This is a genomic window from Rhodobacteraceae bacterium M385 (assembly GCA_025141835.1).
GTDB lineage: Bacteria > Pseudomonadota > Alphaproteobacteria > Rhodobacterales > Rhodobacteraceae > Gymnodinialimonas.
This window is the reverse complement of the sequence record CP081102.1, coordinates 3,417,924-3,437,529: the sequence shown is the minus strand read 5'-3', so window position 1 is coordinate 3,437,529 and position 19,606 is coordinate 3,417,924. Positions and strand designations below refer to the sequence as shown.

Genomic DNA, 19,606 nt, shown 5'->3' with positions numbered 1-19,606 from the left:
GCGTACAGATCGGAGAGGCCATGAAACGCACGGTAGGCGAAGTGTTGATCACGCTGTTGGAACGGCGCGGCGTGGATACGATCTTTGGCATCCCCGGCGTGCATACGGTCGAGATGTATCGCGGCCTCTCCGGGTCCGGCATTCGCCATATCACGCCCCGCCATGAACAAAGCGCGGGCTTCATGGCTGATGGCTACGCGCGCGCCTCGGGCAAGCCGGGGGTGTGTCTGCTGATTACCGGGCCGGGGGTGACGAATGCGATTACCCCCATGGCACAGGCCCGTGCGGACAGCATCCCGATGCTGGTGATTTCCGGCGTGAACCGAGTGGCAACCTTCGGGCAAGAAGAAGGCTTCCTGCACGAGTTGCCAGACCAACAAGCGATGATGCGAGAAGTCGCGCTCCTGTCGCAAACCCTGCACCGTGCCGAAGATCTAGAGCGGGTTCTGGACCGGGCCTTTGCCGCCATGACAGCCGGGCGTCCCGGCCCGGTGCATATCGAAGTGCCGCTGGACGTGATGAAGCAGCAGATCGATACGCCAGCGGAACGGGAAATGGTGCCCACGCGTAAAGCGCCTGACCCTGCCATTATCGCGCAGGCAGCACGCCTGTTGGAGGGCGCGACGCGCCCGTTGATCCTTGCCGGTGGCGGCGCTGTGGGCGCGGCGGATGTGATCACTGAACTGGCAGAGGCGCTTGATGCGCCCGTCGTGACGACAACGAACGCGCGGGGTATTTTGGGTGGTCACCGGCTTTGTGTTCCCGCCAGCCCCTCGCTAGGGACGGTGCGCAACCTTATGGCCTCTTCCGACGCGGTGCTGGCCATTGGCACCCAATTCGGGCGCACCGATTTTGATATGTATGAAGACGGCAACGCCCCTGCTCTGGCGTGCCTGATCCGTGTTGATTGCGACGCGCAGCAAATCACGCGGGGCCGTTTGCCCGACGTGGCAATTGTGGCCGACGCGGAAGCCGCCGTGCAAGCCCTGACGCGACAGATAACCGATGCCGACAGGAACAAGGGGCAAGGCAACCTGCGGGCCGCGCAGGCCCGTGGCGCCAGTCTTGCAGAACTGCCGCCCGCCTACCTTGACCATATCGACGTGATTGACACGATCACCAAAGCCGTACCCGGCTGCCGTATCGTGGGCGATAGCACGCAGGTGATCTACGCGGGTAATATGTACGCCTATATCAGCCAGCCGCGCGGTTGGTTCAACGCCGCCACGGGCTACGGCGCGTTGGGATATGGCCCCTCTGCGGCCATCGGCGCGGCTTTGGGTGATGCCGCTTCTACAACAGTGTGCATCACCGGTGATGGCGGCTTGCAATTCTGCCTGTCGGAACTGGGCACCGCGATGGACGAAGATACGCCCGTGATCTTCATCGTATGGAACAATAACGGCTACCAAGAGATTGAGCGTTACATGCGCGACAACGATATTGTGCCGGAAGGTGTTAAACCCTCAGCCCCGGATTTCGTCGCGGTGGCAGGAGCCTACGGCATGGCTGCCGAAAGGATTGAGGGAACAGATGATTTGACCGCAGCCCTCGACCGCGCAACGGCGTCGGGCAAAGCCTATCTAATCGAGATAATTGTCCCGTAAACCGGACTTCGGCCCTGCCCGCGTCCAACACCCTTGGCCCGATCCGCACCCCGTAGACCGGGCCTCGGCCCGGGGCAGGGCGTTTCAGCGCGAAACGGGATAGGGCAGGAGCCGGGCCAAGGCCCGGTCTACCTTAGTTGCCCGCGCCGTCGACCCCTGCGCCTGCGCCACCTGAGGCGCGTTCCTTGAGCAGATCAGTCAGCCAGTCCGGGTCCATTTCTGGGACTGAGGACAACAACAGCTCTGTGTAGGGATCGTGGGGCGGTTGGAACATCTCGGCCTTGGGGCCTTGCTCTACCACGACGCCCTGTTTCATCACGACCACCTCGTCGGCGATGGCTTTCACCGTCGCCAGATCGTGGGTGATGAACATATAGGCGAGGTTGAATTCCCCCTGAAGCTTGTCGAGGAGTTTGAGGATACCCTCGGCCACCAATTGGTCCAAGGCGCTCGTCACCTCATCGCAGATGATGAACTGAGGTTCCGCAGCCAAGGCCCGTGCGATACCGATCCGCTGTTTTTGCCCACCCGAAAGCTCGGACGGAAGGCGATCAATGTAGTCGTCGGGTTCTAGCTCGATCAGTGACAGCAGTTCGCGCACACGTTCTTCCAGCGCACGGCCTTGCAGGCCCAGATACATCTGCGCAGGCCGCCCGATCAATTCGCGTAACTTTTGCTTCGGGTTCAATGCGGTGTCGGCCATCTGATAGATCATCTGCGCTTGGCGCAGCTGTTCCTTGGTCCGCCTGCGATAATCCAACGGCAAGGCGGTGCCGTTAAACAGAACCTCCCCCGCGCGCGGAGGCAACAGCCCAGTGATGACCCGCGCGGCAGTGGATTTGCCTGATCCGCTTTCGCCCACAACTGCCACGGTGCGTTTGGCGTGAATGTCGAAGCTGATGTCCGACAGCACGTCCAACGTCCCATAACCCGCCGTTACATTGCGCACGGAAACCACAGGCACCGCATCAGCGGCCACTGGCGGTTGGTCAGCGCGTGCATGGCTGCGCACGGCCCAAAGGGATTTGGTATACTCCTCGGTCGGGGCAGACAGCATGGTGGCGGTGTCGGCTTCTTCCACCTCTTCGCCCTTCAGCAGTACTTTGATCTTGTCGGCCATCTGCGCCACCACGGCGAGGTCATGGGTGATGTAGATCGCGGCGGTGTTGAACTGTTCCACGATGTCGCGAATGGCCGAAAGCACCTCGATCTGCGTCGTGACATCCAGCGCCGTTGTCGGCTCATCAAAGATGATCAGATCAGGACGGCAGGACATGGCCATCGCCGTCATCGCCCGTTGCAATTGCCCGCCCGAGACTTGGTGCGGATAGCGGAAACCGATGGTGCCGGGTTGTGGCAGCTGCATCTTCTCATACAGATCCGTGGCGTCTGCGGCGGCCTCGGATCGGCCCATGACGCTGTGCTCTACCGGGCCTTCGCAATATTGGTCGATCAGCTTGTGGGCCGGATTGAAGCTGGCAGCGGCCGATTGCGCCACATAGGCGATGCGTTTGCCGCGCAGCGCCCGCTTAGCGTCCTCGGATGCTGCGCGCAGGTCGATCCCGTCAAAGGTGATCTCACCGCCGGAAATGCGGCACCCGTCGCGGGCAAAGCCCATGGCGGCCAGACCGATGGTGGACTTGCCTGCACCGGATTCTCCAATCAGGCCCAAGACCTCTCCCTTATGGAGGGTCAAGTCGACGCCTTTTACGATTTCCAGCCATTCCTCATCGGCGCGGCCTTCAATGCGCAGGTCTTTGATCGTCAGAAGGATTTCTTGGTCAGACATCAGATTATTCCTTCAAACCAGAGGCGCGGTGAAGCTGCCAATCGACGACAAAGTTCACGCTGACCGTCAGCAGCGCAATGGCCCCCGCAGGCAGCAGCGGCGTGATATCCCCAAACGTGATGAGCGTGGCGTTATCCTTCACCATCGAGCCCCAATCGGCGGTCGAGGGCGGCATCCCAAGGCCAAGGAAAGATAGGGCCGAAATCATGAGGAACACAAAGCAGAAGCGCAGGCCAAATTCGGCCACCAACGGCGCCATGGCGTTGGGCAGGATTTCCCTTGTGATCAACCGCCACAACCCTTCGCCGCGTAGTCTTGCGGCCTCTACGTAATCCATGACGACGATGTTCATCGCCACGGCCCGCGCGAGGCGGAACACACGGGTGCTGTCGATCAGCGCGATGATGACGATCATATTTATGATCGACGTGCCCACAATGGTCAGCAACAACAGCGCGAAAATTAGCGACGGGATCGCCATCAACACATCGACGGTGCGCGACAGAAGTTGGTCCAACCAGCCTCCGACAATCGCCGCCAGAAGCCCTAGGATTGAACCGACGATGAACGCCAGCGCCGTGGTGACGAAGGCGATGCCCACGGTGTTGCGGGCCGCATAGATCATACGCGAAAGCATGTCGCGGCCCAGATTGTCCGTCCCGAGAATATTTTCATCGTTCCAGGCGGAATACTCTCGGCCCACGATCTCGGTTTCTCCAAACGGCGCGATCACGGGGGCGAGGACGGCGACGACCACGTAGATCACGATCATCATCATCCCGAAACTCGCCGTCATTGGCGCGGTGCGCAGCTCTTTCGCGACGCCCTTCGGGGCAACGGCGATGACGCCTTGGCGGAAAAGCAGGCCGAGCCCCATTGCGACAGCAATGGCCACGACCAACCAAACAAGACCCATAAATAATGCCATGTCCGATCCCCCTCAGCGACGGTGCACAAGGCGGGGGTTGGACAAGGTCGCCAACACATCCGCTGTGAGGTTCAGCAGCACGTAAGCCGCGGCAAAAACAAGGGCGATCCCTTGCACGACGGGCATGTCACGGGCGGACACGCTATCGACCATCAACTGTCCGAGGCCGGGGTAGACGAACACGACCTCGACCACGACGACGCCAGTAATCAGATAGGCAAGGTTCAGGGCCACCACGTTGATGATCGGGGCCAGCGCATTGGGCAGCGCGTGCTTCACGATCACACGCATAGGCGACATGCCCTTCAGGCGCGCCATCTCGATATAGGGGCTGGCCAACAGGTTGATGATCGCGGCCCGTGTCATCCGCATCATATGGGCGGTAACGACCAGCGTCAGGGTCAGGGCCGGCAGGAAGGCGCGGTGCAGGTATTCGCCAAAGGCGACTTCTCCGCGCATGGACGAGATGGACGGGAACGGCCCCCCTGCGCCTGCAAGGTAGAAGATCAGGATATAGGCCACAAAGAATTCCGGGAACGAAATCGACGTCAGGGCCGAAGCATTGGCGAAGCGGTCAAAGAAAGAGTTCCGAAACAGCGCCGCCAGAATGCCCAAGGTCAGCGACAGGGGCACCGCAATGACGGCGGCATACAGCGCCAGTGACAGGGTCCAGCTTAGCCGCCGCCCGATCAGTTCAGACACCGATTGCCCATTGGCAAGGCTTTGGCCCAAATCCCCTTGCACCACATCTGAGAGCCAAGCGACGTAGCGAACGTGCATCGGGTCGTTCAGGCCCAATTGATCCCGCAGGGCTGCAACAGTTTCGGGGGTTGCGGATTGGCCAAGGATCTCTTGCGCGAAGTCACCGGGCAAAAGCTCGGTGCCGAGGAAGATAATCAATGACACGACGAACAGCGTGACAAGGCCAAGGGCCAGTCGCTGTGCGATCATCGTCAAGATATGTGACATGGGGTCCCTTCGGGGCGGGCATTTGCCCTATTTCTTGCTATTTTTGGTTCCGGGTGGAACGGACGTGGCGCGGTCTAAGTAGAACGAAAAACCCCCGGCCAGAAAACTGACCGGGGGCGTTTCAGATTAGGACGCGAAGGACCAACGCTCTGCGATCCGCTGGCCATCGTTGCGCCAGTTGGCGGCGATGGCATCGGGACGCACCAGCGCATCGGTATGGGCACCGACGTAAGAGGCGAACATCGGGATAAGCGCCCCACCTTGGTTGGCGCAGATGTCTTGCATCTCGTAGTACATCTCCCGGCGCAGGTCTTGGTCCAACTCAGACCGGGCCGTGTTCAGCAGTTCATTGAAACGCTCATGGGACCAATAGGTCTCGTTCCATGCGGCACCCTCGGAATAGGCGGTGGAGAACATGAGGTCTTCCGTCGGACGCCCGCTCCAATAGGTGCCGGCAAAGGGCTTCTGCATCCAGACGTTGGACCAATACCCGTCATCGGGCTCGCGCACGACTTCAAGGTTGATACCTGCGGCTGCCGCGGATTCCGCGAACAGAACGCCCGCATCCAACGCGCCCGCAAAGGCGGCGTCGGCAAGGTGGATTTGCACATCAAGGCTTTCCATGCCCGCTTCACGCAGGTGGAACCGCGCGCGGTCGGGGTCATATGTGTGCTGTTCCAGTTCGGCGTTGTAGAACTGCTGGCCCGAACCAATCGGATGGTCGTTACCGATCTCGCCATAGCCGTTCAGGATCGTGTCCACCAACTGCTGACGGTCGATGGCGAATTTCAGCGCCATGCGGATGTCGTTGTTGTTGAAGGGCTCGGCCCGTGTGTCCATGGGCAAGCCATAGTGCTGCGTGCCTGCAACCGACAGAATCTCGATCCCCGGCGCGCGTTCCAGCAGATGCACCGTGTTCAGGTCCGCAGTATCGATGTAATCAACTTCGCCCGAGATCAGCGCGTTCTGACGTGCCGCGTTGTCGTGAATGACGATCTGTTCAATCGCGTCGAAATGGGCGCGATCCGTCTTCCAGTAGCCATCATGGCGCGTGTAGCTGGCCGAAACCCCGAACTCGAGGTCGTTGAGGACGTAAGGACCACAGCCGTCGGTTGTCATCGGATCAATCGCGCCATCGTTGACGGCCGGCAGGATCGGCAAGTGATAGTCAGAGACGACGAAGGGGAAGTCGGCGTTGCCCGATTCCAGCGTGAAAATAACGGTCATGCCATCGGCAACGATATCAACGATGGGCGCCACGATAGGCGCAGCCGCCGAGGTTGAATCTTCGCCACGGTGATAGTTGATCGACGCAATCACGTCCTGGGCGGTCATGATGTGACCGGAATGGAACGCCACGTTTTCACGCAGGCGGAAGGTCCATGTGGCCGCGTCGGCGGATGCTTCCCAGCTTTCTGCGAGTTCCGGTACCAAAGAGCCGTCGGCCGCAATCTCGGTCAGGTAGTTGTTGCGGGTGTGGCCCTGCAAAATCGTGAAGTCGTTTTCCCATGTGCCCGGATCAAGCGAGTCAGTGGTAGAGCCATGGGCCATACCGATCCGCAGCGTGCCACCGCGAACAGCCTGCGCGCGCAAAGGGGTGCCCCAAGGGGTGATCAGCGCGGCGGTGCCGACGGCGGCGGTGCCCTGAAGCATCGTCCGACGGCTCACGCCACCGGGTCGGTTGAACTTGGTCATAGTAGTCTCCACTGTTGTGACGTCTGGCCGGTTTTCCCGGCCTGTTTGTCAGGTCATTCTGCGCACGATTGTCTGTGGTTCAAGCTTTAGATGCAACAGCCAAGGGCGCAGTGTCAGTAGGCCACCCCCGCAACTGACCCGTTTTGGGGGTGGTTTTGGGCCGCTGAAACGGCTTTCTCCATGCGCTAAAACATGCGCCCTACGGTGTGGCGAAACCGGCGCCGCGCAGGTCCTGCCTCGCAACATCCCCGGCATCAGACAGAGCGCGTGATGCCGCCATCCACACGGATATTTTGTCCAGTAATATAAGCCCCGCCGTCCGAGGCAAGAAAGGCTACGACACTGGCAATCTCGGTCAGGGAGTTGCCGTAGCGCCCCATCGGGATCATCTCCCTGAATTCATCTTTCTCGGGAAGGCTATCATTGAAGCCGGGCAGGACGATGTTCATCCGGATATTTTCGGCCGCATATTTGTCCGCGAACAGTTTGGAGAACGCTGCCAATCCGGCCCGCATTACCCCCGAGGTCGGGAAGACGGCATTGGGCTCGAACGCCGCAAAGGTCGAGATGTTGATGATCGCGCCGCCGCCCTGTTTTTGCATGATCGGCGTCACAAGGCGCGTTGGTCGCACAGCGTTCAGGAAATAGACCTCCATCCCCTCGTGCCAATCGTCGTCGGTCAGTTCCAGCACAGGGGCGCGCGGACCGTGACCCGCAGATTCACCAGCACATCGACGCGGCCCCAATGGGTCACTGCCGCATCGACAAGGGCCTGCAAATCGTCCTCGGATTTGTTGGAGCCGGTGATGCCCACGCTGGCCTATTCCTTGGCCAAAGCTTCTCCCTTGCTGGATGAGGACAAGATGCTGACCTTAAAGCCGTCAGCGGCCAACGCTCTTGCGCTGTCTGCGCCCTTGCCGCTGCCGCCGGCAGTTATCAATGCTACTTTGGTCACTGTGCTTCTCCCGCAAGGGGGGCGTTCAAACGTCCTCACCACGGGCCACAGCGGCGGCGACGGCGGCGATATCATCGGCTGACAAGCCGTAGTCTTGTGCGGCCTCTTCGGCGCTGATGTAACCGCGCGCCAAGTCGCGTTTGACTAGCGCGGGGTCGCGCTCGGCTGGGTTGCCGTAGCCCGCACCACCGGGGAAAGCCATTTCCACGCGGCGTCCCTCTGCCACGAATTGCTTGCCTTTCACGCGCATCTTGGTGCCGTCGTCTTGGGCGATCTTGGTGGCGCCGCCCGCGTGTCCGCCGCGCCGGCCGCGTGCCGGGTGATCGCCCCGGTCAAACATCGCTTGCAGGTCAAACTCATGGCCTGGCATCGCGCTGACATCCATATATTGCCCAAGGCCCCCACGGGTCTTGCCCGCGCCGCCTGAGCCGGGGCGCAGTTCTTTGCGCCAGATGATGACGGGGCCCGCGTGTTCAGTGGCCTCGATCGGCATGGTCATCACGCCGCTGGGGAAGGCGGTGGCGTTTAGCCCGTCAAAGCCGGGCCGTGCGCCGGACCCGCCGGAGTTGAACGTCAAAACTTCGGCCCTGCGCCCCTCGGGCCCGGTGGGGCGCACCGACATCTGGAAGTTACACAGGCAGCCCGCGCCCTCGGCGGGCACGAGGCCGGGCACGATCTTATCGAAGGCATCGAACACGACATCTGGCACGAAATGCCCGACGATATGGCGCAAGGCCACCGGCGCGGGGTGGACGGCGTTGACGATTGTGCCTTCGGGGGCTGTCACCTCAAACGGCGCCAGCGAGGCCGCGTTGTTAGGAATTTCCGGCGCAATCGCGACTTTTAGAGCGTAACAGGCATAGGCTTTTGTGTAGACCATCGGGCAGTTGATGCCTTTGGGGTCGACGCCCGATGTGCCGGAGAAATCGGTGACGATGCGATCTTCATGCACCGTGACGCTGGCCTTCAACGTGATGGGCGTGTCGAAACCATCCACCGTCATTTCGCCCTTGGCCGAGGTGCGGGGCAGGGCGTTGATCCGTTCCAACGTCGCCCGTCGTGAATTGTCGAGGATGAACGCCGCGATGCCATCCAGATCGGGCAGGTCGAATTCTGCCATCATGTCGATCAGGCGGCGGTGGCCGATTTCGTTGCAAGTGGCCAAAGCGTACATGTCGCCAACCAGTTGGTCCGGCTCGCGCACATTGCCGCGCACGATGCGGATCAGGGACTGGTCGACCTCTCCCCGCTCGGCGAACTTCATGATCGGCAGGTAGATGCCTTCCTCGTAGACGGAATGGGCATCGGCTCCGAACCCGCGCCCACCCACGTCCACCACATGGGCGGTGCAGGCGAAGAAGCCGACCAAAGCGCCGTTGCGGAAAGAGGGGGAAACCATGGTGATATCGTGCAAATGGCCGGTGCCTTCCCAAGGGTCATTGGTGATGTAGACATCGCCCTCGAACATATTCCCGCGCCCAATACGGCGGATGAAATGCGGCACCGCGTCGGCCATGGCGTTGACGTGGCCGGGCGTGCCCGTGACGGCTTGGGCCAGCATCCGGCCATGGGTGTCGTAGACGCCTGCGGACAGGTCTCCGGCTTCGCGGACCGAGGTGGAGAACGCCGTGCGCACCAGCGCTTGCGCCTGTTCCTCGACAATGGAAACCAGGCGGTTCCACATGACTTGATAAGCAACGGTTGAAGGCTGGGTCATTGTGCGGCTCCTGTGTTCAGTTGCTTAGCCACAACGTCGATACACCCATCGCCAGCGCGTATGGCATCGCGGCTGGACGGGACAATGATCGTGGTCTCGTCTTCGACAATGACGGCGGGGCCTTCGCCGATCTGACCTATCTGCATATCACCCCGCGCCACGATCTGCGCCTCGGTGAAAGCGCCCAAGGCGGGATCGAACAGCTTGCGCTGTCCCCGTGTTGCGGCAGCTCCTGCGGATGCAAATGGCGCGTTACGGGCCACGTCCTCGGGCGGGGTCGTAGCGTTGACAGACCAGACGGTGATCTCAATATCCATGCCAGCCACCGTGCGCCCGAACAGCTTGGCGTATTCCTCCTCGAACCGGGCCTCGAACGTGGCGGCATCGGGGGCCAAGGCTTGCGCCTCGGTCAGGTCGATGGGGATTTCCCAGCCTTGCCCGGTGTAGCGCATGTAGACCTTGAATTCCGACAGGATCGGCGCGTCCGCATCGCAAGTGCGCACGAACCCCGTGGCCTCCTGCTGCAAATCGCCAAGCAGCGCTTTGATCGTGTCGGGCGCGAAGTCCGACAGTTTCATATAGACTGATCGGTTTGCCTCGAACGAGAACGGCGCGCGCAGGAAGCCGATCGCGCTACCCACGCCTGCACCCGGCGGCACAAGGCACCGCTCGATACCAAGCTTTTCGCACAGCCGTCCGGCGTGCAGCGGCGCCGCGCCACCAAACGCGATCATCGTGTATTCGCTCAGGTCCTCGCCATTTTCCACCGCATGGACCCGTGCGGCATTGGCCATGTTTTCATCCACCACTTCGGCCACGCCAAACGCGGCTTCTGTGGCGTCCATGCTGAGCGAAGCGCCGAGGACGCCCTCCAGGGCGGAGGAGGAGGCTGCGGCATCAAGGCGAATGGAGCCCCCGGCGAAATTGTCCGGGTCCAATTTCCCCAAGACCAAATCCGCGTCAGTCACCGCAGGACGTTCGCCGCCGCGCCCGTAGCACGCCGGTCCCGGCTCGGACCCCGCGCTTTCCGGTCCCACACGGATCTGTCGCAGGGCGTCCACATGGGCCAATGATCCGCCGCCTGCGCCGATCTCGACCATATCAATTACCGGAATTGATATAGGCATGCCCGAGCCCTTCTTGAAACGATAGGTCCGCGCCACTTCGAACACGCGGCTGGTCTTGGGCGTCTGGTTCTTGATCAGGCATATCTTCGCAGTCGTCCCGCCCATGTCGAAGGACAGCACCTTGTCCAATCCATACCGTGCCGCGATATGCGCCGCGAAGACCGCGCCGCCAGCGGGGCCGGATTCCACCAACCGTACCGGAAATTCCGCCGCGTTCTGGATCGAGATGATGCCCCCGCCCGAATGCATCAGGAAGATGCGACAGCTTACGCCTTCATCGGACAATCGGTCTTCCAACCGGCCCAGATAGGATGCCATCAACGGCTTGATATAGGCGTTGGCAACGACGGTGTTGAAACGCTCATACTCTCGCATCTGGGGCGAGACTTCGCACGAAAGCGACACCGACACATCCGGCACCACTTCGGCCAAAATATCGCGCACGGCCCGTTCATGGGCGGGGTTCAGATATGAGTGGATCAGACCCACCGCAACGCTTTCGAACCCGGCTTCCTTGATCTTCAATGCCACGTAGCGGACCTGTTCGGGATCAAGGTCGATCATCACTTCGCCCTTCGAGTTCACCCGCTCTGTCACGGTGAACCTCATCTGACGGGGCAATAGCGGCTCGGGCAGGGTGAGGTTCAGGTCGTACTGCTCAAACCGCGACTCTGTCCGCATCTCGATCACATCGCGGAAACCCTCGGTGGTGATCAGCGCGGTCTTCGCCCCCCGACGCTCGATCAGCGCATTTGTGGCCAGCGTCGTGCCGTGGATGATCTGGGTGATCTGGCCCGGCGTTATGCCCGCCTTGGCGCAGACCTGTTGCATCCCGTCGATGATCGCGTTTTCAGGGGCAGCATAAGTCGTCAGCACTTTGGTCGAAAACTGCGTGCCCGCGGCGTCTTCCAGAACGACATCAGTAAACGTGCCGCCGATATCAACACCGAGGCGGAAAGAGGCGGAAGAAGTCATGGGCTGGTCCTTGGGCGATGGGGGTCAGCGCCATAGAACGGCATTGGAAAGAAGAGGTCCAATCAATTGAATCGCAAGGGGCGATAAGTAAAATCTATCCTGTCAGACTCATCGCCAACTCAGCGGCATCGCGGACGAAATGCGGCGTACGCTTTGGGTCGTAACGGGCGAATAGCTGAAGCGTATCAGGCAGCCAGCCACAGCTAAATTCTTGCAGCCGACCGGCGGCAATATCCTCGGCCACCATCGCTTTGGGCAGCAAGGCGGGCCCCATGCCGTCCACCGCCATGGCCACGCAAGACGTGAGGCTGCTGGAATGCACGATCTGGTTCACCGCCACCCCCTGGGCGCGGGCCTGTTCTGCCAACCCTGCCGAAGCGCGCGTGTCGCGGCCATGGCTGATAACCGGACCGTCAAACAGATCGGCAAACCCGGTCGGCAACGGGAGCGACGGGGCCACAACCCAACAATAGGGCGCTTGGCCAAGGGGCAAAGTCCCCGCCATCTTGCGCGTGAATGGTCCGGTTTGCAGGGCAAGATCCAACTGGTTTGCGACAAGGTCTTTCTCGATCTCGACCGACAGGTTCACGTCCAACTCCACCCGGACATTGGGGTACAGCCGCTGAAAGGCGCGCAGGAAATCGTGCAGCCATGTGCAGGCGACAAGTTCGGTCACCCCAAGGCGCAGGCGATCATCGATGAGGTCTTGCCGCCCCGCGATGGCAAGGAAGTCCTCGCCCGCCAGAAGCACTTTTCGCGCGGCCTCGAGCAAGGTTGCCCCCTTCTCGGTCAGCCGGACAGAGCCCGCATCGCGGTGCATCAACACGGTTCCCAATGTCGTTTCTAGCGCCGCGATCCGGGTCGAGATATTTGGCTGCGTTGTCCCCAAGACATCGGCGGCCTTCCGAAACGTGCCCATATCCACGACGCTGATAAACGCCTCTAGCTGCTTTAGAGTGATCTGGCTTTTTATCATGAAGCGTGATCCGATAAGAAAACGTGATCTTATACGGATACGCAGACCATCCGTCAGAGTCTACGCCGCGAAGGTGATCCGAAACCGTGCGCCCTTGGCCGAGGGTTCCAGCGTGATCGCCCCGCCAGCCGCTTCAACGGCAGAACGCACGATGTTGAGGCCCATCCCCGTGCCGCCCGCGCCCCGGCGGGTCGTGAAGAACGGCTCGAACACACGGGCGCGGTTGCCTTCGCTAATACCCCGACCGTCGTCGGTGATTGTCAGCCCATTGGCGTCGGCGTCGATCTGCACAGACGTCGCGCCGTGATCGGTGGCGTTTTCCAGTAGGTGGGTCAGGACCATCGCCAGTACATCGCCGGGGATGGGGGCAGTCGCCTCTTCCGGTGCGACCGAAACGTTGAGCCCCGTGACTGATGGTACGATATCGCGCACCATGCATTCGCCCCGAAGGGTCTCGGCCCCCACGGCGGAATAGTCGCGCATCCGTGCCAGCAAATCCTCAATCCGTGCGGCGTCGGCGCGGATGTTGTCCAGAAACCGGGTGCGGACCTCGGGCGGCATGTCGTCTTGCATCAGCTCTGCCGCGCCTTTGATGGAGGTCAGGGGCGATTTCATCTCGTGGCTGACATGGGCGGTGTAGGTGGTCAGCGTATCGCGCTGGTGATGCAGCCGCTCGGTCAGGGCTTGGAAGCTACGGGCCAATGTCTCCACCTCTCGGGTGCCGTAATGCTCCAGTGGTTCCCATCTGGAGGCCGCCTGCATCTCGTCGGTGCGCCGGATCAGCGCCCGGATGGGTTGCGATACGAAACGCCAGAAAACGAAGCCGATCGCTCCGGTGGACAGCAACACGAAGACCGCTGCTTGCAGCAGGTTCCACCGTTCCCCGTAAAGAAAGCGGAAGATGTGGTTGGGGGTGCGGCTGAGGTAGACAACGCCGATGATGTCGTCGCCGACCATCGCTGGCATGGCCACGAAGATGCGGACCCTTGTGCCTTGGGACAGCCGATAGAGCAAAGGTTCCCCCGCGGGCCGGACCCGAGTGCGCGCGACCGAGGCGACATCGCCGTTTAGTGCCATCGCGACTTCGTTCACGTGCCCCAGATAGGTGCCATCCTCAGCACTGCCCGCGATGACCGTGCCGTGCCGGTCTAGGAAGCGGTAGCCTGCCAAGGTCTGCTCTTGCGCGCGCAGGGCGATAAGCGACAGTTGCGGGCCGATCTGGGTGTAGGCCGCGCCAATGGCCTCAGTCGCGGGCAAGGGATCGGGGCGCGGGGGCAGGATCGCCTGAGGGTTCATGGTAACCGAGGGGAACAGCGGCTGATAGCTGCGCGTCTGAGGAGAGATCGCAGGAAGTTGCGGCGTGTTCGTGACCTCGGCGGCATCGCGGTACAATTGCTCATAGGCGGCGGTCAGGACGGCGGCCTGCATCAACAGGCTTTCCTCGGTCTGTTGCACCAATTGGTTGGCGTAGAAGCGGAACAGAAACAGGCCCGCGATGGGCAAGCACAGCACCAGCGCCAACACCGCGAGGATCACGAGCCCCAAACCGGGCCGCCATTTGCGTCTTACAGAGTGCATGGGCCCATCCGCAGACCGACGCCGTGAACCGTGGCTATGGCATCGGGCAAGCCTGCGTCTTTCAGCTTGGCACGAAGATTGCGGATATGGCTGTCAATCGTGCGATCCGAGACGTGGATATTTGCGCCGTAAACCTCATCCACCAGCTGAGCGCGCGACACGACATGATCGGGCCGCCGCATCAGGGCCGTCAGAAGCGAAAATTCCGAGGTCGTCAGGGGCACCTCTTGCCCCGCAATTTGGCTTTGGTGACGTTCAGTGTCCACCGTCAGTGCCCCCCTTGTGAGGGGTCCCTCGGTGGCAGGGGCAACCCGCGCTGTGCGTTTCAAGATGGCCTTGATCCGGGCCACCAATTCGCGCGGGCTGAACGGTTTGGTGACGTAGTCGTCGCCGCCAATTTCCATTCCCAACACACGGTCAATCTCATCGTCGCGGGCGGTCAGGAACAGGATTGGCACCTCGGATGTGCGGCGCAGGGCTTTGCAGACTTCCAGCCCGTCCATCTCGGGCAGCCCGATATCGAGCACCACAAGATCAAACGCGCCGCTTTGCGCCTTGGTCAGCCCCTCGGCCCCGTCGCTGGCGTAGGCGGGGGTAAACCCTGCCGCCTCCACCGCGAAGCCGATGACGTCTTTGATGTTGGGATCATCGTCGATGATCAGGATTTGCGTGGGCATCGCGCGGGCCTTCAAAGGTCGTGGTAGGTTTCAAGGTAGCGTTGCAGACGCCACCGGCGAAAGCCCCATTCCTGCCAATCGGCGATCGGATCGAACCGCAGGGCAGGCAAACCGCCCCGCCCGCAAGCGGTATCGTCGGTGATCTCACCGAACTCCATCATCGCGGGGATCACCTGTTCGCCAAGATTACACAGATACTCTAGGTCCAACTGCTCGGGAGTAGTCTGAGACATGTTATAATCGGTAATCAGGTAGGCGAAATTGATGAAGCAGCAGACATAAAGGGTTGCCGCCACCGCGATGCCGTTGCCGCGCATCAACCAAGCGGTCGGGCGATTCTGCGCCATCTGCACGATGATGAGCACGATTCCGACAAAAATCAGCCCCATCCAGATGAACGCAGCGACCCGCAGGTAGGTGAGCGTATAGGCCTCGACATAGAGTCCAAGACGGATGGCGGCGGTCAGCACCAGAAACAGGGTTTGCCCCAACCATAGGTACATCAGCCCGCGCAGCAACGCGCTTTGGGCCACCATGGGTCGGATCGCTATGGCGAACGCTCCCGACAGCAACGCGGTGATGAGCAAAGGGTAGGCACCTCGGTGGGCGTAGCTTGCGTAGGTCATCCCCTCGGGCAGGGTCATGCCGCCCGACAGCACCCCAATGTCCGAGAAGGTCTGGACTGCGAACATCACGTTGAACAGGATCAATGAGGACCGCACAGAACCCGCGTTAACCAATCCGGTCAGCGGTAAGGAAATCGCCGTGGGCTTATGGGTGAGCGCCGTAAACCGGCTCGACGCGGTTAGGTAGGGCCACAACAAGCAAGCCCCGATGACCCAAAACACCCCCCGAGAGAACTGCTCGGACGAGATCAAGTGGAAAGCGGTCACGCGGCCCAATCCGGCCTCCACCAAAGGGTTGGCACTGGCAAACAGGATCAGAAACAACCCGCCGATGCCAAGAGGAAGGGCCGTGGCCCGCAGCGCGGCCTTTGCGTCAAAGCGGGAGGTGCTTGCCCGCAGGTCTGTTGCGGCCTCGATCGGGAGGAGCAAAGGACCGATGAACCAAACCTCGATCAGCGTTTTGGTGGTTTGCAACAACTTTGGGTAAGTGCCCGTGGTGATCCATGCCAACACGCCGATGATCGCTGCCACGCAAAACAGCAGCGAAAGCGGTTGCACGAGCTCCACCACCGGAAGGACGCAGACCGCCACAAAGGCCATCGCCAATCCCGCCTCTTTTCGGGTCACACCGCCGGGCTTCATTGCCAACATGCAGGCGGCCAGCGCCAAGGTGTATAGCGCGACGGATATGCCAAGCTCGGTCTGCCAAAATAGTTGATCCGCCAGCAGGATCATCACCGCCAATGCGCCGATTGCTTTGGGCGACATGCGCCCGGTCAGGAAAAGACTTCCATGCGGCGCGGCGATGTTCGCGGTCGCCGTCTTTTCGCTTGCCTGCGGGGTTTGGTGGACCTCGTCCAGAAACCACCATGCGTCCTTTGCGAGCCGTTCGGGCAAGCCGCGGATGACCAATTGCGTGTCCATGACATCTCTCCTCATCGGGTGCGTTTTTTCTGACGCCAGATGTGACCGCTTGGTTTGCAGATGAGCCGCCCTAGCTGTGCAGCCGGCGGGGGCGTATTGTGCAGAGTTTGTGCAGGGATGGCCTGCGCCAAATCGGAGCTCGAATGAGGCGTGTTGGATATGTAACCGTTTTGTAACAGGCTGGAGTCTTCGGCAGTGGAGACTTGGGAATCGTTGATTTTGATTAGCTGCCAGCGATAACAGCGCTCGAAAATTGGGGGCTAATATGACACAACAACAAGGCGATCCGCGTCACTTAGAGACGCTAGACCGCGACCTTGCGCGCTTCTCGTATCTAGAGAACGCGACAAACATGGTTGCACGACCAATGGTGGGGACAGGGGTTTCCTTGGTCTTCGTGCTGTTGGCCGGTTTGGGCGCGATGCTGTTTTTTGGGCAAGCGAACAATACGCTGATTGTGGTGGTGGCGGCCTGCCTTGGCGCTTACATGGCGCTGAATATTGGCGCCAATGACGTCGCCAACAACATGGGTCCCGCCGTGGGTGCAAACGCGCTTTCCATGGGCGGCGCCATCGCGATTGCGGTGATTTTCGAGAGCGCAGGCGCGTTGATCGCGGGCGGAGATGTTGTCTCTACCATCGCCAAAGGCATCATTGCGCCAGAAAGCATGGGCACCGCCGCCGTATTTGTATGGGCGATGATGGCGGCTCTGTTGGCCGCGGCCCTTTGGGTAAACCTTGCTACATGGGTCGGCGCGCCGGTTTCCACGACCCATTCGGTTGTGGGCGGCGTGATGGGCGCGGGCATTGCAGCGGCAGGCTTCGCGGCGGTCAATTGGCCCACGATGGGCGCGATTGCAGCAAGTTGGGTGATCTCTCCGGTTTTGGGCGGCGCTGTGGCTGCTTTGTTCCTGGCCTTGATCAAGTCGCGCATCATCTACCGTGAAGACAAAATCGCCTCGGCCCGCGTTTGGGTGCCAGTGCTGGTCGGCATCATGGCGGGTACCTTCGCGGCATATTTGGCGCTGAAGGGTCTGAAGAAGGTCTTGCCGATTGATATGCCCACGGCACTGATGATTGGCGCGGCGATTGGCGTCTTGGTTTGGCTGGTGATGATCCCTGTGATCCGCAAACAATCCGAGGGGCTGGAGAACCGCAACAAGTCCTTGAAAGTGTTGTTCGGTATCCCTCTCGTTGTCTCTGCCGCGCTGCTCAGCTTCGCCCACGGCGCAAACGATGTGGCTAATGCAGTTGGTCCCTTGGCTGCCATTGTTCAGGCATCGCAATCGGGTGACTTTACACAGGCCGTTTCGATCCCTTTCTGGGTCATGGTTATTGGCGCGTTCGGAATTTCCTTTGGGCTGTTCCTGTTTGGCCCCAAACTGATCCGTATGGTCGGGGGCCAGATCACCAAGCTGAACCCGATGCGGGCTTATTGTGTGGCGTTGTCGGCGGCGATCACCGTGATCGTTGCAAGCTGGTTGGGCTTGCCTGTCAGCTCCACTCACATCGCAGTGGGGGCGGTCTTTGGGGTTGGCTTTTTCCGCGAATGGGACGCAGAGCGGCGGATCAAGAACGCCCGCCTCGCCATGCCTGACCGCACCCAATATGCGCCAGAGGAACGCCGTCGCCGCAAGTTGGTCCGGCGCTCGCACTTCATGACGATCATCGCCGCATGGGTCATCACAGTGCCTGCCGCAGCGGTCTTGTCCGCGATCATCTTCTTCCTGATCTCGACCGTTATGGGTTAAGTCACCTTGGGGCGAGTGCCGCGCATTCGGCGCTTGCCCGCAGATGGCCCTAGGCGCGGGCCATGAGCCACCACGTCTCGACCGGGCCGATACCCTTCACGTCGATTTCTCCTCGGGGCTCGAACACGAAATCCTCGCCCAACTGCGCGTGCGCGGCGGGGGTCACCAGAACGCGCCCCGGTGCACTGTAGCTTTCCATGCGGCTGGCGGTGTTCACTGTCTCACCCCAGACGTCATAGAACAGCTTGCGGTTGCCTATGACGCCGGCCACGACCGGGCCCACATGCAGGCCGATCCTGATCTCGAACCCCTCGGGCAAAAGCGCCGACGACGCCTTGGCGACCCGCAACATATCAAGGGCCATATCGGCAGCGCGATGGACCGGGTCACCTACGGGATTGGGCATGCCCGCGGCCACCATATAGGCGTCGCCGATGGTCTTGATCTTCTCCATTCTGTGGCGGTCGGCCAGCGCATCGAAGTCCGTGAAAACGCTGTTGAGCAGTTCCACCACCTCTTGCGGGTCCAGCCGGATCGAAAGGGGGGTGAAATTGGCGATATCGGCAAACACGATAGCCACATTGGGCAGGCTATCGGCAATCGTAGTATGGGGGGCGGCCTTGAGGCGGGTAGCGATTTCGCGGGGCAGGAGGCTATAGAGCAGGTCTTCTGAGCGGGCATATTCCACTTCCAATGACCGCTCGGCCTTGTCGGCGTGTAGAAAGCCCACATAGACGCCAAGCGTGGCGAAGCAAGTCACCACCACGAAGGCGCTGACTTGCAGGAAGGCCAGCAATCCATCCCCCACGCGGATGAAGGATGCGGGCGCCAGAAGCGCCATCTCAGAATAGACCATGGCCGCCGCGCACAGAAGAACAAGGCCGATCAACATGCCGATGCGCTGCGTGCCAAAGCACACGATAGCGATGACGGGGATGCTGAGGAAATACAGGTGCAGGCCAGACCCTTTCCCCAACAGCCAAACCAATATGGCTTGCACAATCACGGCAACGCTTGCCCCGAATATCCAAGCGGCCAGCGTGTTGCGCGCCGCAATCATCGGCCAAAGAAGAAACAGGCCAAACAGCGATACCGCAACCGCCGCAGGCCACAGCCCCTGTGCATCCATCGTCAGATAGAGTGAGGCATAGGAACTGCCCGACAGAGGAATAAGCGCCGAAATAATGTTGAGCGTGCGCCGCTGGCGCAATTCCGGCCCCGTCAGGCCCGCCGTGCCATAGCTGACATACCAATGCGCCCAATCGGGCAGCCGCCAACTTCCCAGATAGATCCGTGATGGCATCCCGAACACT

Annotated in this window: 13 protein-coding genes and 1 pseudogene; 2 read left to right on the top strand and 12 right to left on the bottom strand. The window is 61.0% G+C overall.

All coding sequences use genetic code 11. The annotated features are described in order from the left end of the window. Positions 1-20 precede the first annotated feature (20 nt). On the top strand, positions 21-1,607 hold the full coding sequence (locus K3728_16835; protein ID UWQ95323.1) for a 5-guanidino-2-oxopentanoate decarboxylase: 1,587 nt from the start codon (positions 21-23) through the stop codon (positions 1,605-1,607). 133 nt (positions 1,608-1,740) lie between these two features. Here K3728_16835 and K3728_16830 read toward each other — a convergent pair whose 3' ends face one another. From K3728_16830 to K3728_16780, 11 genes and pseudogenes are all read right to left on the bottom strand, one after another. Beyond that, positions 1,741-3,396 carry an ABC transporter ATP-binding protein gene (locus K3728_16830; GenBank protein UWQ95322.1) on the bottom strand — a complete coding sequence of 552 codons (1,656 nt, stop codon included), beginning with the start codon at positions 3,394-3,396 and terminating at the stop codon, positions 1,741-1,743. 4 nt (positions 3,397-3,400) lie between these two features. Then, entirely contained in the window at positions 3,401-4,324 is a 924-nt protein-coding gene (locus tag K3728_16825; GenBank protein ID UWQ95321.1) for an ABC transporter permease, read from the bottom strand. Between the two features lie 12 nt (positions 4,325-4,336). Further along, positions 4,337-5,293, bottom strand: a complete 957-nt coding sequence (locus K3728_16820; protein UWQ95320.1) for an ABC transporter permease — start codon at positions 5,291-5,293, stop codon at positions 4,337-4,339. Positions 5,294-5,419: 126 nt separating this feature from the next. Further along, the gene (locus K3728_16815) at positions 5,420-6,988 is read right to left on the bottom strand and encodes an ABC transporter substrate-binding protein (GenBank protein UWQ95319.1); all 1,569 of its coding nucleotides are present in this window, start codon (positions 6,986-6,988) and stop codon (positions 5,420-5,422) included. A gap of 254 nt (positions 6,989-7,242) precedes the next feature. After that, a pseudogene (locus tag K3728_16810) lies at positions 7,243-8,018 on the bottom strand (SDR family oxidoreductase). Next, complete coding sequence (locus K3728_16805) at positions 7,969-9,660, bottom strand: hydantoinase B/oxoprolinase family protein (protein UWQ95318.1); 1,692 nt, start codon at positions 9,658-9,660, stop codon at positions 7,969-7,971. The pseudogene K3728_16810 and the gene K3728_16805 overlap by 50 nt, the downstream one beginning before the upstream one ends. Next, on the bottom strand, positions 9,657-11,762 hold the full coding sequence (locus K3728_16800) for a hydantoinase/oxoprolinase family protein (GenBank protein ID UWQ95317.1): 2,106 nt from the start codon (positions 11,760-11,762) through the stop codon (positions 9,657-9,659). The genes K3728_16805 and K3728_16800 overlap by 4 nt, the downstream gene beginning before the upstream one ends. 94 nt (positions 11,763-11,856) lie before the next feature. After that, positions 11,857-12,738 (bottom strand): LysR family transcriptional regulator, encoded by an 882-nt coding sequence (locus K3728_16795; GenBank protein UWQ95316.1) that lies wholly within the window; start codon positions 12,736-12,738, stop codon positions 11,857-11,859. A gap of 60 nt (positions 12,739-12,798) precedes the next feature. After that, complete coding sequence (locus tag K3728_16790) at positions 12,799-14,283, bottom strand: sensor histidine kinase (GenBank protein ID UWQ97601.1); 1,485 nt, start codon at positions 14,281-14,283, stop codon at positions 12,799-12,801. A gap of 20 nt (positions 14,284-14,303) precedes the next feature. Next, positions 14,304-14,993, bottom strand: a complete 690-nt coding sequence (locus K3728_16785; GenBank protein UWQ95315.1) for a response regulator — start codon at positions 14,991-14,993, stop codon at positions 14,304-14,306. 11 nt (positions 14,994-15,004) lie between these two features. Next, positions 15,005-16,543 (bottom strand): DUF4173 domain-containing protein, encoded by a 1,539-nt coding sequence (locus K3728_16780; protein UWQ95314.1) that lies wholly within the window; start codon positions 16,541-16,543, stop codon positions 15,005-15,007. A 265-nt stretch (positions 16,544-16,808) separates the two neighbouring features. On the opposite strand from K3728_16780, the gene K3728_16775 reads away from it, so the two are divergent. Continuing rightward, on the top strand, positions 16,809-18,293 hold the full coding sequence (locus tag K3728_16775; protein ID UWQ95313.1) for an inorganic phosphate transporter: 1,485 nt from the start codon (positions 16,809-16,811) through the stop codon (positions 18,291-18,293). Positions 18,294-18,342: 49 nt separating this feature from the next. Here the strand turns inward: K3728_16775 and K3728_16770 are convergent, their stop codons facing one another. After that, complete coding sequence (locus K3728_16770; GenBank protein UWQ95312.1) at positions 18,343-19,596, bottom strand: hypothetical protein; 1,254 nt, start codon at positions 19,594-19,596, stop codon at positions 18,343-18,345. Positions 19,597-19,606 lie beyond the last annotated feature (10 nt).

Excerpts from the sequence above, each read along its gene's own strand:
- K3728_16835 (UWQ95323.1), top strand. The coding sequence starts at position 21 with ATGAAACGCACGGTAGGCGAAGTGTTGATCACGCTGTTGGAACGGCGC.
- K3728_16830 (UWQ95322.1), bottom strand. The coding sequence starts at position 3,396 with ATGTCTGACCAAGAAATCCTTCTGACGATCAAAGACCTGCGCATTGAA.
- K3728_16825 (UWQ95321.1), bottom strand. The coding sequence starts at position 4,324 with ATGGCATTATTTATGGGTCTTGTTTGGTTGGTCGTGGCCATTGCTGTC.
- K3728_16820 (UWQ95320.1), bottom strand. The coding sequence starts at position 5,293 with ATGTCACATATCTTGACGATGATCGCACAGCGACTGGCCCTTGGCCTT.
- K3728_16815 (UWQ95319.1), bottom strand. The coding sequence starts at position 6,988 with ATGACCAAGTTCAACCGACCCGGTGGCGTGAGCCGTCGGACGATGCTT.
- K3728_16805 (UWQ95318.1), bottom strand. The coding sequence starts at position 9,660 with ATGACCCAGCCTTCAACCGTTGCTTATCAAGTCATGTGGAACCGCCTG.
- K3728_16800 (UWQ95317.1), bottom strand. The coding sequence starts at position 11,762 with ATGACTTCTTCCGCCTCTTTCCGCCTCGGTGTTGATATCGGCGGCACG.
- K3728_16795 (UWQ95316.1), bottom strand. The coding sequence starts at position 12,738 with ATGATAAAAAGCCAGATCACTCTAAAGCAGCTAGAGGCGTTTATCAGC.
- K3728_16785 (UWQ95315.1), bottom strand. The coding sequence starts at position 14,993 with ATGCCCACGCAAATCCTGATCATCGACGATGATCCCAACATCAAAGAC.
- K3728_16780 (UWQ95314.1), bottom strand. The coding sequence starts at position 16,543 with ATGGACACGCAATTGGTCATCCGCGGCTTGCCCGAACGGCTCGCAAAG.
- K3728_16775 (UWQ95313.1), top strand. The coding sequence starts at position 16,809 with ATGACACAACAACAAGGCGATCCGCGTCACTTAGAGACGCTAGACCGC.
- K3728_16770 (UWQ95312.1), bottom strand. The coding sequence starts at position 19,596 with ATGCCATCACGGATCTATCTGGGAAGTTGGCGGCTGCCCGATTGGGCG.